At 68.7% G+C, this 12,887-nt stretch carries 11 protein-coding genes, 2 tRNA genes and 1 pseudogene; 5 read left to right on the plus strand and 9 right to left on the minus strand.

Annotated features, from left to right (window positions below; translation table 11 throughout):
- Window positions 1-142: 142 nt before the first annotated feature.
- Window positions 143-1,237 (minus strand): D-alanine--D-alanine ligase family protein, encoded by a 1,095-nt coding sequence (locus QH270_RS04610; RefSeq protein ID WP_280339066.1) that lies wholly within the window; start codon window positions 1,235-1,237, stop codon window positions 143-145.
- A 43-nt stretch (window positions 1,238-1,280) separates the two neighbouring features.
- Entirely contained in the window at window positions 1,281-2,276 is a 996-nt protein-coding gene (locus QH270_RS04615) for an NAD(P)H-dependent glycerol-3-phosphate dehydrogenase (protein ID WP_280339068.1), read from the minus strand.
- Between the two features lie 31 nt (window positions 2,277-2,307).
- Between QH270_RS04615 and cofC the strand changes: the two genes are divergently transcribed.
- The 3 genes from cofC to QH270_RS04630 all read left to right on the plus strand — a co-directional run bounded on the left by cofC (window position 2,308) and on the right by QH270_RS04630 (window position 6,172).
- Window positions 2,308-2,988, plus strand: a complete 681-nt coding sequence (gene cofC, locus QH270_RS04620) for a 2-phospho-L-lactate guanylyltransferase (protein WP_280339070.1) — start codon at window positions 2,308-2,310, stop codon at window positions 2,986-2,988.
- Window positions 2,989-3,059: 71 nt separating this feature from the next.
- Window positions 3,060-5,231: an RNA degradosome polyphosphate kinase gene (locus QH270_RS04625; protein ID WP_280339071.1), complete on the plus strand. Its 2,172-nt coding sequence runs from the start codon at window positions 3,060-3,062 to the stop codon at window positions 5,229-5,231.
- A gap of 20 nt (window positions 5,232-5,251) precedes the next feature.
- Complete coding sequence (locus QH270_RS04630) at window positions 5,252-6,172, plus strand: NUDIX hydrolase (protein ID WP_280339073.1); 921 nt, start codon at window positions 5,252-5,254, stop codon at window positions 6,170-6,172.
- A gap of 124 nt (window positions 6,173-6,296) precedes the next feature.
- Here the strand turns inward: QH270_RS04630 and QH270_RS04635 are convergent, their stop codons facing one another.
- From QH270_RS04635 to leuC, 3 genes are all read right to left on the minus strand, one after another.
- Entirely contained in the window at window positions 6,297-6,965 is a 669-nt protein-coding gene (locus tag QH270_RS04635) for an HU family DNA-binding protein (RefSeq protein ID WP_280339075.1), read from the minus strand.
- A gap of 157 nt (window positions 6,966-7,122) precedes the next feature.
- Window positions 7,123-7,731, minus strand: coding sequence for a 3-isopropylmalate dehydratase small subunit (gene leuD, locus QH270_RS04640; RefSeq protein ID WP_280339076.1), 609 nt, complete (start codon window positions 7,729-7,731; stop codon window positions 7,123-7,125).
- Between the two features lie 33 nt (window positions 7,732-7,764).
- The gene (gene leuC / locus QH270_RS04645; RefSeq protein WP_280339077.1) at window positions 7,765-9,189 is read right to left on the minus strand and encodes a 3-isopropylmalate dehydratase large subunit; all 1,425 of its coding nucleotides are present in this window, start codon (window positions 9,187-9,189) and stop codon (window positions 7,765-7,767) included.
- A 63-nt stretch (window positions 9,190-9,252) separates the two neighbouring features.
- On the opposite strand from leuC, the gene QH270_RS04650 reads away from it, so the two are divergent.
- Window positions 9,253-9,954 (plus strand): IclR family transcriptional regulator, encoded by a 702-nt coding sequence (locus tag QH270_RS04650; protein WP_110035937.1) that lies wholly within the window; start codon window positions 9,253-9,255, stop codon window positions 9,952-9,954.
- 45 nt (window positions 9,955-9,999) lie between these two features.
- Here QH270_RS04650 and QH270_RS04655 read toward each other — a convergent pair.
- The 4 genes from QH270_RS04655 to QH270_RS04670 form a co-directional block, all read right to left on the minus strand.
- Window positions 10,000-10,072: transfer RNA gene (locus QH270_RS04655), tRNA-Glu, on the minus strand.
- Window positions 10,073-10,100: 28 nt separating this feature from the next.
- A tRNA-Gln gene (locus tag QH270_RS04660) sits at window positions 10,101-10,172 on the minus strand.
- 178 nt (window positions 10,173-10,350) lie between these two features.
- The gene (gltX, locus tag QH270_RS04665) at window positions 10,351-11,826 is read right to left on the minus strand and encodes a glutamate--tRNA ligase (protein WP_280339078.1); all 1,476 of its coding nucleotides are present in this window, start codon (window positions 11,824-11,826) and stop codon (window positions 10,351-10,353) included.
- A gap of 18 nt (window positions 11,827-11,844) precedes the next feature.
- Window positions 11,845-12,618: a fumarylacetoacetate hydrolase family protein gene (locus tag QH270_RS04670; protein WP_280339079.1), complete on the minus strand. Its 774-nt coding sequence runs from the start codon at window positions 12,616-12,618 to the stop codon at window positions 11,845-11,847.
- Window positions 12,619-12,807: 189 nt separating this feature from the next.
- Between QH270_RS04670 and QH270_RS04675 the strand changes: the two are divergent.
- Window positions 12,808-12,887: pseudogene (locus tag QH270_RS04675) on the plus strand (fumarylacetoacetate hydrolase family protein); the annotation flags it as partial.

Here is a 12,887-nt window from a genome sequence, read left to right on the forward strand (position 1 = left end):
CCCCCCCCCCCCCCCCCCCCGCCCGCGCGCCCGCCCCCCCCGCGCGCCCCGCCCCCCCCGCCCCCCGCCCCCCCCCCCCCCCCCCCGCCCGGCGCCCCCCCCCCCCCCCCCCCCCCCCCCCGCGCCCCCCCCCCCCCACGACTCAGCGCAGGCCGGTGCCGCGGGCGATGGCGGTCTCGATCAGCGTCGACACCAGCGCCGGGTAGTCGATACCGGTCGCCTCCCACATGCGCGGGTACTGCGAGATCGGGGTGAAACCCGGCATGGTGTTGATCTCGTTGATCACCGGGCCGTCCGCGGTGACGAAGAAGTCGACGCGGGCGAGCCCCTGGCAGTCCAGCGCACGGAACGCGCGAATCGACAGCTCCCGGATCTGATCGGCCACGTCGTCGTCGAGCTTGGCGGGCACATCGAATTCGCAGACGTCGTCGAGGTACTTGGTGGCGAAGTCGTAGAACTCGGGGGCGGCGGCGTCGGCGTCGGGCATCCGGATCTCGGAGACCACGCTCGCGCGGACCTGCCCGTCGGCGAATTCCAGGACGCCGCACTCGACTTCGCGGCCGATGATGCCGGCTTCGACGATCACCTTCGGGTCGTGTTCGCGGGCCGCGGCCACGGCCGCGTCCAGCTCGGCCCAGTCGGTGATCTTGGTGATCCCGATCGAGGACCCACCGCGCGCCGGTTTCACGAACGCGGGCAGCCCGATCCGCTCGCGTTCCGCGGCGGTCATGGTGGCGGTACCGGGCCGCAGCACGACCTGCACGCCCACCGGCAACCCCTCGGCGGCGAGCAACTTCTTGGTGAACTCCTTGTCCATGCCCGCGGCGCTGGCCAGCACACCGGCGCCGACGTACGGGACGCCCGCCAGTTCGAGCATGCCCTGCAGGGTGCCGTCCTCGCCGAACGGGCCGTGCAGGATCGGGAACACCACGTCGACGCGGCCGAGCGCGGCGGACGCGTCGTCGAGCGCCACCAGGGTGCCGGACCGGCTCGGGTCGGCCGCCAGTGTGAGGGCGGTGCCCGACGCGTCGACAGCGGGCAGCGAACCGTGGCTCAGCGCGAGTTCGCCGATGCCGTCGGCGAGCACCCAGCCACCCTCGGCGGTGATCCCGATCGGTACCGCTTCGTAGCGCGCGGGATCGAGGTTGCGCAGCACGCTGCTCGCCGACACACACGAGACGGCGTGCTCGCTGCTGCGTCCGCCGAACACCACGGCCACCTTGATCCGGTTCGTCATGAACGTCACCGTAACGGTTTGACCGGCGTGGGGCGCTATCGCCCTACTCGGGTTTGATCCGCCGGCCCAGCAGACTGCCGACCGCCTCGCTCACCGAAAGTCCCTCGTGGCACACCCGGTGCACGGCGTCGGTCAGCGGCATCTCCACCTGGTGCGCCGCGGCCAGCGCGCGCACCGATGTGCACGACTTCACACCCTCGGCGACCTGGCCATTGGTCGCCTCCTGCGCGGCCTGCATCGACCCGCCCGCGCCGAGCACCGCGCCGAAGGAGCGATTGCGCGACAGCGGCGAGGTGCAGGTGGCCACCAGATCACCGACGCCGGCGAGCCCGGCCAGGGTGACCGGCTGTGCGCCGAGCGCGACCCCGAGCCGGATCACCTCGGCGAGCCCGCGGGTGATCAGGCTCGCGATGGTGTTGTCGCCGAGCCCCATCCCGGCGGCGATCCCGCAGGCCAGCGCGATGACGTTCTTGCAGGCGCCGCCGATCTCGCAGCCGATCACGTCGGTGTTGGTGTAGGGCCGGAAGTAGCCGGTGGCGCAGGCCCGCTGGGCCACCTCGGCGCGCGCGGGATCGGTACAGGCGATCACGGTGGCCGTCGGCTGGCACTGCACGATCTCGCCGGCCAGGTTCGGCCCGGACAGCACCGCGATGCGGCCGGGGTCGGCGCCGGTGACCTCCTCGATCACCTGGCTCATCCGCAGCAGCGTGCCGGTCTCGATGCCCTTGGCCAGGCTGAGCAGGGTGGCGTCGGGTCCGATGTCACCTTTCCACCGGTCCAGATTGGCGCGCAGCGACTGCGACGGCACGGCGAGCACCACCAGGTCGACTCCGTCGAGCGCCGCCCGCGCGTCGGCGGTGGCACGCACCGGCGGCAACTGCACGCCGGGCAGATAGAACGGGTTGCGATGTTCGCTGTTCAGCGCCTCGGCCACCTCGTCGCGTCTGGCCCAGATCGTGACCTCGGTCCCCGCCTCCGCCAACACCTTCGCGAACGCGGTGCCCCACGACCCCGCGCCCATAACCGCCGCCCTCGTCATCTGCTCAATATGCCATGCAAGGATTGAGGACATGCGTCCGCACACCGTGCACGCCGTGATGGCGGTCAAGCACATCGATCGGGCCAAGAGCAGGCTGGCCGACATGCTGAGTCCCGAACAGCGGGAGCGGCTCGTGCTCGCCATGTTCGCCGACACGGTGGTCGCCGCGACGGCGGTGCCCGAGGTGCTGTCGCTGACCGTGGTCACGCCCGATCCGCTGGTCGCCGCCCGGGCCGCGGCGCTCGGCGCGCACGTCATCGACGAGCCGGCCGGCGCTCCCGATCCGCTCAACTCCGCGCTGGCCGCCGGCGCCGCCGAGGTGCGGGACCGACACGGTCCGGCCCATCTGCTCGCCCTCCAGGCCGACCTGCCCGCGCTGCGCCCGGCCGAGCTGGCCGAGGTGCTCACGGTGGCGCCGCACGGGGTGCGCTCGGTCGTCGTCGACCACACCGGCACCGGAACCGCCGCCCTGCTCGTGCGCGACACCACCGCCGACCTGGCGCCCCGCTTCGGCGCCGATTCGGCCCGCGCCCACCGCGCGGCGGGCGCGCACGCGCTCACCGGGCACTGGCCCGGGCTGCGCTGCGATGTCGATACGCCGGCGGATCTCGACACGGTCCGTACGATCGGAGTCGGGACCCATACCGCGGACACTTTGCGCGCGTTCGGATTGTCCGTGCACGGCGGCGATCCCGTGCGCACGGTGTGCTAGATGGTCGCCACGACCGAGTCCTCGGTGTGAGTCCCCCGATGTCGTACTGCGAACTGCCCGGTCCGTAGGGGATGATTGAGGACGTGAGCGATACGGAAACCATCAAGCAGCAGGCCCCGATTTCCCCGCCACCCGCGGCCGCCAACGGCGCGGGCTCCGACACCACCACCCAGCGATTGCCCCGGGATCGCTACCTCAACCGGGAACTGAGCTGGCTGGACTTCAACGCCCGCGTGCTCGCGCTCGCCGAGGACGCCTCCCTGCCGCTGCTCGAACGCGCGAAATTCGCGGCGATCTTCGCCTCGAATCTCGACGAGTTCTACATGGTCCGCGTCGCCGGGCTCAAACGTCGCGCCGAGACCGGACTGTCGGTCCGCTCCGCCGACGGCCGCTCACCGTCGGAACAGCTGGAGATGATCGCCGCGCGCGCCCAGGAACTGGCCGCCCGGCACGCGCGCGTGTTCATCGACGACGTCAATCCGGCGCTCAGCGCCCACGGCATCGACCTGATCGGCTGGGCCGACCTCGACGACGACGAACGGCAGCGCCTCTCGGGCTATTTCACCGATCAGGTGTTCCCCGTGCTCACACCGCTGGCCGTCGACCCCGCGCACCCGTTCCCCTATATCTCCGGGCTGAGCCTGAACCTGGCCGTGACGGTGAAGGACGCCGACACCGGCGGTGAGCATTTCGCCCGCGTGAAGGTGCCCGACAACGTCGATCGGTTCGTGCGCGTGCGGCGCACCGCGGCGCCCTCGGCGATCGCGGCGTTCCTGCCGATGGAAGAGCTCATCGCCGCGCATCTCGATCTGCTCTTCCCCGGGCTGACCGTGGTGGAGACCCATTCGTTCCGGATCACCCGCAACGCCGATTTCGAGGTCGACGAGGACCGCGACGAGGATCTGCTGCAGGCCATGGAACGCGAGCTGGCGCGGCGCCGCTTCGGCAAGCCGGTGCGGCTCGAGGTCTCCGACGACATGACCGAGCACATGCTCGAACTGCTGCTGCGCGAGCTCGAGGTCGATCCGGCGGACGTGATCCAGGTGCCCGGCCTGCTCGACCTGTCGTGCCTGATGCAGGTGTACGGCGTCGACCGGCCCGATCTCAAAGACGCGCCCTATGTTCCGGCCACGCCCGCCGCTTTCGGCGAACGCGAGACCCCGCGCAATGTCTTCTCGGCGCTGCGTGAGGGCGATGTGCTCGTGAACCATCCCTACGACTCGTTCTCCACGAGCGTGCAGCGCTTCATCGAGCAGGCCGCCGCCGACCCGCAGGTGCTGGCGATCAAGCAGACCCTGTACCGCACCTCCGGTGACTCGCCGATCATCAACGCGCTGATCGAGGCCGCCGAGGCGGGCAAGCAGGTCGTCGCGCTGGTGGAGATCAAGGCCCGCTTCGACGAACAGGCCAACATCAAGTGGGCACGCGCGCTGGAACAGGCGGGTGTGCACGTGGTCTACGGCCTCATCGGCCTCAAGACCCACTGCAAGACCTGCCTGGTGGTGCGCCGCGAGGGTTCCACCATCCGGCGCTACTGCCACATCGGCACCGGCAACTACAACCCGAAGACCGCGCGGCTCTACGAGGACTTCGGGTTGTTCACGGCCGCACCGGAGATCGGCGCCGATCTGACCGACCTGTTCAACTCGCTGACCGGCTACTCCCGCAAGGAGGACTACCGGAACCTGATGGTCGCGCCGCTGGGCGTGCGCGACGGCATCATCGAACGCATCGACCGCGAGATCGAACTGGCCGAACAGGGCGATACCGCCGCCCGAATCCGGCTGAAGGCCAATGCCATCGTCGACGAGCAGATCATCGACGCGCTGTACCGGGCCTCCCTGGCCGGGGTGCCGGTCCAGATCGTGGTGCGCGGCATCTGCGGGCTGCGCCCCGGTGTTCCCGGCCTGAGCGAGAACATCGAGGTGCGCTCGATCCTCGGCCGGTTCCTCGAGCACTCCCGGGTGATCGAGTTCGGCGCGCAGGCCCAGACCTGGATCGGCAGCGCCGACATGATGCACCGCAATCTCGACCGCCGGGTCGAAGTGATGGTGCAGGTGAAGGACCCCCGCCTCGCCGAACAGCTCTCGGTGGTCTTCGATTCGGCGCTGGACCCGATGACACGCTGCTGGGTGCTACGCCCGGACGGCAGATGGCAGGCCAGCCCGACCGATGCCGACGGCGAGCAGGTCCGTGACCATCAGCAGTTCCTCATGCGGCTGCGACGCCCCGATCAGCAGTGAGCGAGGGCGCAGGGCTGTCCATGCGGGATCCCCGTGTGCGGGCCAATATCTACGCGGCGGGGGCGCTGGTGTGGCGGGCGGGCGACACCGGCCCCGAGATCGCCGTGATCCACCGGCCGAAATACGGTGACTGGTCGCTGCCGAAGGGCAAGCTCGACCCCGGGGAGACACCGGTCATCGCCGCGGTGCGCGAAGTCGGCGAGGAGACCGGCCTGCCGTGCGTCCTCGGCCGGTTCCTCGGGCACGTCACCTATCCGATCCCGGGCCACCGTCAGCTCAAACGGGTGTACTACTGGGCGGCCGAGGCGAAGGCGGGCGAGTTCACCGTCAACGCCGAGGTCGACCAGTTGCGCTGGTATCCGCTGGACCGGGTGATGGATCAGCTGTCGTATCCGATGGACCGTCAGGTCGTGCGGATGTTCGCCCGGCTGCCCGCGCGCACCGACACGGTGCTGCTGGTGCGCCACGCCAAGGCGGGCAAGCGCGGCAAGTTCGACGGACCCGACGCCCAGCGTCCGCTGGAACCCACGGGCGCCGCGCAGGCGAAGGCGCTGACGCCGAATCTGCTGGCGTTCGGCGCATCCGAGATCCACTCGGCCGATCCGCTGCGCTGCGTGCAAACCGTGACCCCGTTGGCCGAAGCGCTGAACGCCGAAATCAATTGCGAGCCAATGTTTTCCGAGCAAGGTTACGATTCAGCGAAAGACGCGGCGCGGCAACGTTTTCTGTCGTTGATCACCGATCGCGGGGTACCGGTGGTGTGCAGCCAGGGCGGGGTGATTCCCGATCTCGTGCAATGGCTCGCCGAGCAGGGTGAGCTCACCCTGCCGCCCGCGCGCAATCGCAAGGGCAGCGTCTGGGCATTGTCGTTCAGCAACGACCGATTAGTCGCGGCCGACCATCTGGACCGCGCACTCACGACGGGATTCGTCAAAGCCTGAGGGCGGCCCGACCCGAAACAGCCGAAACGGCCCCGGAATCCCCGGGGCCGTTCTCGGTCCAGTGGTGGGTGATGCGGCCTACGTGCACATTCCCCGACCTGATCCCGCTGCGGCGGGATCAACATCAACGAGCACGACGGGCGGCAGTCTTCTTCGCAGCTGTCTTCTTGGCAGGGGCCTTCTTGGCGGCCGTGGTCTTCTTGGCGGCGGCGGTCGTGGTGGTCTTCTTGGCCGCCGTCACCTTCTTCGCGGGCGCCTTCTTGGCCGCGGTCACTTTCTTTGCCGCCGTGGTCTTCTTCGCGGCGGCGGTCTTCTTGGCTGCCGTCGTCGTGGTCTTCTTGGCGGCGGGAGCCTTGGTGGCTGCCTTACGGGCGGTGGTCTTGGCGGGGCCCTTCGACGGCGTCGCCTTCTTGGCGGCGGTCTTCTTGGCCGCCGTCTTCTTGGCGGCCGCCTTCTTCGCCGCCACAGGGGCGTTCACGCCCCGCTTCACGGCGGGTCCCGACGCGGCCAGCTTCTGCTTGCCCGCGATCACCGCCTTGAACTGAGCACCGGGCCGGAAGGCAGGCACCGAAGTCGCCTTCACCTTCACGGTTTCCCCGGTACGCGGGTTGCGGGCAACCCTGGGGGCACGCTTGCGCTGTTCGAACACACCGAATCCGGTGATCGTGACGCTTTGACCTTTGTGCACGGCGCGAACGATGGTGTCGACCACGTTCTCGACAGCCGCAGTAGCCGTGCGCCTGTCCGTACCCAACTTTTCGGTCAGAACGTCGATCAGTTCCGCCTTGTTCATTGAATCCTCCGCAGACTAATGGCCCGTCGTCGGACCGACTAGGTACCACGGTAAACCCAGTTTGGGCAAGAGTCTATGTGCCACGCCAAAATTCATGTGGTTTAGCACACGTCCAGCTACCGCCCCCAGGGGATGCCCCGCCAATCGTCGGTGGTGATTACGCTTGCGAAATAGGCTCCGGCAGCGTCACGGGTTTCCATGACGGCCTAGCCTTTTCGAACTCGCCGATCGTCTCGGCCCGCCGCAGCGTGAGCCCGATGTCGTCCAAACCCTCCAGCAGACGCCACCTGGTGTAGTCGTCAATATCGAACGGCAACACGACGGTTCCCGCCGTCACGGTGCGCGCGGAGAGGTCGACAACCAATTCGAGACCCGGCTGTTCCTCGATCAGCTTCCACAGCATTTCGACATCGTTCTGTGACATCTGCGCGGCCAACAGGCCACCCTTCCCCGCATTCCCACGGAAGATGTCGGCGAAACGCGAGGAGATGACGACCCGAAAGCCGTAGTCCGACAGCGCCCACACCGCGTGCTCCCGGGAGGAGCCGGTGCCGAAATCCGGTCCGGCGACCAAGACGCTGCCGCGGGAGTACGGCTCGGTGTTCAGAATGAAGTCCGGATCCGCCCGCCAACCGGCGAACAAGCCGTCCTCGAAACCCGTACGGGTCACCCGCTTCAGGTAAACGGCGGGGATGATCTGGTCGGTGTCGACATTGGACCGGCGCAGCGGCACCCCGATGCCTTTGTGAACAGTGAAGGCTTCCATAACGATTCTCCTTCGATCGTGGAGGTCGGGCGCTCAGGCCAGATCGGCGGGCGAGGACAGGGTTCCGCGGACGGCGGTCGCGGCCGCCACCAGCGGGGAGACCAGGTGGGTACGGCCACCCTTGCCCTGCCTGCCCTCGAAATTACGGTTCGAGGTGGAGGCGCAGCGCTGGCCGGGCTCGAGCTGATCGGGATTCATGCCCAGGCACATCGAGCAGCCCGCCTGGCGCCATTCCGCGCCCGCGGCGGTGAAAATCTCGCCGAGTCCTTCTTTTTCCGCCTGCGCCCGCACCTTCATCGACCCGGGTACGACCAGCATTCGCACGCCGTCGGCGACGTGGCGTCCCTTCAAAACATCGGCGACCGCGCGCAAATCCTCGATCCGGCCGTTGGTGCAGGAACCGACGAAAACGGTGTCGACGGTGACCTCGCGCAACGGCATGCCCGGCGTCAGGTCCATGTAGCGCAGCGCCTTCTCGGCGGCCTCACGCTCGGACTCGTCGGCGATCTGGGCCGGATCCGGGATGTTCGCGCCCAGCGGCAGGCCCTGCCCCGGGTTGGTGCCCCAGGTGACGAACGGGGTGAGCTCGTTCGCGTCGATGTGCACCTCGGCGTCGAAAACCGCGCCCTCGTCGGTCTTCAGCGCCTCCCAGGCGGCCACCGCGGCGTCCCAGTCGGCGCCCTGCGGCGCGTGCGGGCGGCCCTTCAGGAATTCGTAGGTCACCTCGTCGGGGGCGATCATGCCGGCGCGGGCGCCCGCCTCGATGGACATGTTGCAGATCGTCATCCGCGCTTCCATCGACAGCTTGCGGATCGCCTCGCCGCGGTACTCGAGCACATAGCCCTGGCCGCCGCCGGTGCCGATCTGCGCGATCACGGCCAGGATCAGGTCCTTGCTCGTGACCCCGGGGGCCAATTCGCCGTCGACGGTGATGGCCATCGTCTTGAACGGGCGCAGCGACAACGTCTGGGTGGCGAGTACGTGCTCGACCTCGCTGGTGCCGATGCCCATGGCCAGCGCGCCGAACGCGCCGTGCGTGGAGGTGTGGCTGTCACCGCACACCACGGTCATGCCCGGCTGGGTCAGGCCGAGCTGCGGGCCGACGACGTGCACGATGCCCTGCTCGGCGTCGCCCATCGGGTGCAGGCGCACGCCGAACTCGGCGCAGTTGCGGCGGAGCGTCTCCACCTGGGTGCGCGAGATCGGGTCGGCGATCGGCTTGTCGATGTCGGCGGTGGGGACGTTGTGGTCTTCGGTCGCGATGGTGAGATCGGGACGGCGCACCGGCCTGCCCGCCGCCCGTAGCCCGTCGAAGGCCTGCGGACTGGTCACCTCGTGCACGAGGTGGAGATCGATGTAGATCAGGTCGGGTTCACGGGAGGAACCATCGCCTTCGCCAGGGACGACGACGTGCTGTTCCCACACCTTCTCGGCCAGTGTGCGGGCGCGCTCGGCCATTGCTTGATCACCTTTCGACGGACATACTTGGTATCTCAAGATATGAGACGTTAGTATCGTTCTATGAGACAGCATAGCGGTATCGGTGTTCTCGACAAAGCCGTGGCGGTGCTCTACGCCGTCGCCGACGAGCCATGTGGTCTCAACGACCTGTGCACCCGCACCGGCCTGCCCCGTGCCACGGCGCACCGGCTCGCGGTCGGGCTGGAGACGCACCGGCTGTTGGCCAGGGACGGCAACGGGCTGTGGCGTCCCGGCCCCGCCCTCACCGAGTTGTCGGCGGGGGCCACCGATCCACTGGTGGAGGCGGCAGGGGCCATTCTGCCCCGCCTGCGCGAGATCACCGGCGAGAGCGTCCAGCTGTACTGCCGCGACGGCAACGCGCGCGTCTGCGTGGCCGCGCTGGAGCCGCCCGTCGGCCTGCGCGACACGGTGCCCGTCGGCTCGCGACTACCGCTCACCGCGGGCTCGGCCGCGAAGGTCCTGATGGCGTGGGCCGACCCGGAGCTGCAGCGGACCGTCCTCGCCGACGCGGTGTTCGGCGACCGGGCGCTCGCCGAGGTCCGCAAGCGCGGTTGGGCGCAGAGTGCCGCGGAGCGCGCGCAGGGCGTGGCCAGTGTCTCCGCGCCGGTGCGCGACGCGGCGGGCGCGGTCGTGGCCGCCGTATCGGTGTCGGGTCCGATCGATCGGATGGGCCGGCGGCCGGGCGCGCGCTGGGCGGCGGATCTGGTCGCCGCCGCCGAGGCGCTGCACAAGCGATTGTGAACGAGAAAGACCCCCGGTCGAATATCGACCGGGGGTCTTTCTTTGTAGCCCCGACGGGATTTGAACCCGCGCTACCGCCTTGAGAGGGCGGCGTCCTAGGCCGCTAGACGACGGGGCCAGGACGATCTCACCGAAGTGAAACCTTGCTGGGGTACCAGGACTCGAACCTAGAATGGCTGAACCAGAATCAGCTGTGTTGCCAATTACACCATACCCCAAGGATGGAAACGCTCGGCCCCCATCTCACCGAGTGGTTGTCGGTGTTGCGAGGCCGTGTTCCGCGGCGAGAAGAAGATTACCAAACACAGTGGGGTAAACTACAAATCGCCTGGTCAGAAGCCTATTTTTGGCTGTTTTCCGCTCCGGGGCGGGGCCGGAACCCCGCCCCGGACGCGCTCACTCCGCTGTGGGCACCCAGCCCCGCGCCGCGCGCAGCCGATCGAGGGAGACCTCGCGGCCGAGCAACTCCATCGATTCGTAGAGCGGCGGGCTGATGTGCGAGCCCGTCACGGCCACCCGCACCGGCGCGAACGCCTTGCGCGGCTTGAGCCCCAGATCCTCGATCAGCGCCTTCTTCAGCGCCTCTTCCAGCGCCGGCGTCGTCCACTCGGTCAGCGGCTCCACCGCGGCGATGGCGGCGTCGAGGACCGGATCGGCCTCTGCGCCGAGGTTCTTGCTCCCGGCGGCCTGGTCGACGGCGAACTCCGCGGGCGCCACGAACAGGAACTTCAGCAGATCCCAGGCGTCGCCGAGCACCACGATGCGGGTCTGCACCAGTTCGGCGGCGGCCAGGAACGTCTTCTCGTCGATTTCGGCGCCGATATGACCCTGCGCGGTGAGGTACTCGCGCAGCCGGTGGCCGAAATCACCCGGCTCGAGCAATCGAATCTGCTCGGCGTTGATGGCGTCGGCTTTCTTCTGATCGAATCGGGCCGGATTCGAATTCACGGTCGAAATGTCGAACGCGGCGACCATCTCCGCCATGGAGAACACGTCGCGGTCCTCGGCGATGCTCCAGCCGAGCAGGGCGAGGTAATTCAGCAAACCCTCGGGGATGAATCCGCGATCCCGGTGGACGAACAGATTCGATTCGGGGTCGCGCTTGGACAGCTTCTTGTTGCCCTGGCCCATCACGAATGGCAGATGACCGAACTCCGGGGTGAACTCGGCGACCCCGATACGCTCCAGCGCCGCGTACAGCGCGAGCTGACGCGGTGTCGAGGACAACAGGTCCTCACCACGCAGCACGTGCGTGATCTTCATCAACGCGTCGTCGACCGGATTCACCAGCGTGTAGAGCGGATCACCGCTACCGCGGGTGAGCGCGAAATCGGGCACGGTCCCGGCCTTGAAGGTCGTTTCCCCGCGCACCAGATCGTTCCAGCTGAGATCGATATCGGGCATCCGCAACCGGATCACCGCGGGTCGCCCCTCGGCTTTGTAGGCCATGATCTGCTCGGCCGTGAGATCGCGGTCGAAATTGTCGTAGCCGAGTTTCGGGTCGCGGCCCGCGGCGCGGTGCCGCGCCTCCACCTCGTCCGGCGTCGAGAACGACTCGTAGGCCTCGCCCGCCTCGACCAGCTTGCGGACGACCTCGAGATGCAGATCGCGGCGCTGCGACTGCCGGTAGGGCTCGTACGGGCCCCCGACCTCGGGTCCCTCGTCCCAGCTCAGCCCGAGCCAGCGCAGCGCGTCCAGGATCGCCTGGTAGGAATCCTCGGAATCGCGTGCGGCGTCGGTGTCTTCGATGCGGAAGACGAAGGTGCCGCCGTGATGGCGCGCGTACGCCCAGTTGAACAGCGCCGTGCGGATCAGGCCGACGTGCGGCGTGCCGGTCGGCGACGGGCAGAAACGGACCCGTACTTCAGTCATGACTCTCTCTCCGCGGTATCAGCGCTTGGTGGCAACGGGATTGGTGAGGGTGCCGATGCCCTCGACGGTGACCGACACGTTCTGCCCGGCCTGCAGCGGGCCGACGCCTTCCGGTGTGCCGGTGAGGATCACGTCGCCAGGCAGCAGGGTCATCACGGTCGACACCCACTCGATGATCTTCGGGATGTCGTGCAGGAACAGCGAGGTGCGGCTGCGTTGGCGGACCTCGCCGTCGACCTCGGTGACCAGTTCCAGATCGGCTGGGTCCAGCGCGGTTTCGATCCAGGGCCCGAGCGGGCAGAACGTGTCGTAGCCCTTGGCGCGAGTCCACTGCCCGTCGTGACGCTGCTGGTCACGCGCGGTGACGTCATTGGCGACGGTGTAGCCGAGGATGACCTCGGCGGCCTTGGCCGCGGGCACGTCCTTGCACGGACGGCCGATGACCACGGCCAGCTCACCCTCGAAATCGACCTGGGAAGAGCTGGGCGGCAGGATGATCGGTGCGTTCGGGCCGACGATCGAGGTGTTCGGCTTGATGAAGATCACCGGGTCGACCGGCGCCTCGCCGCCCATCTCGGCCGCGTGGGCGGCGTAGTTCTTGCCGATGCAGATCACCTTGCTGGCCAGGATCGGCGCCAGCAGGCGGACATCGGCCAGCGGCCAGCTCCGCCCGGTGAACGTCGGATTGCCGAACGGGTGTTCGGCGATCTCCTTGGCGGTGGCATCGCTTCCCTCGCCCTCGATACTGACGAACGCGACTCCATCCGGACTGGCAACTCGACCTAAGCGCATGCCCCGGAGTCTATCGAGGCGGGCTCACCTGCCCGAACGCGCCCGGGACGCGGCCCGCGGCCGGCGGGAGCGGGGCGGGTTAGCCCGGGGGAGGCACCCCCCCCAGGGTGTGGAAACCGCGGGCCGCGGGGGGGGTTGGCCGGCGGGCGGGGGCGCTCCGGGCCCAGATTGTGCTTCTGAACCGCAAATAACACCGCCCCCCCCGCGGCCGAGATGGGGGGCGAGGCGCCGGTCGACCCGGTGATCTTCATCAAGCCGAACACCTCGAT

Origin of the sequence: Nocardia neocaledoniensis (assembly GCF_029868625.1) — a bacterium.
In the GTDB taxonomy this organism is placed as follows: domain Bacteria; phylum Actinomycetota; class Actinomycetes; order Mycobacteriales; family Mycobacteriaceae; genus Nocardia; species Nocardia neocaledoniensis_A.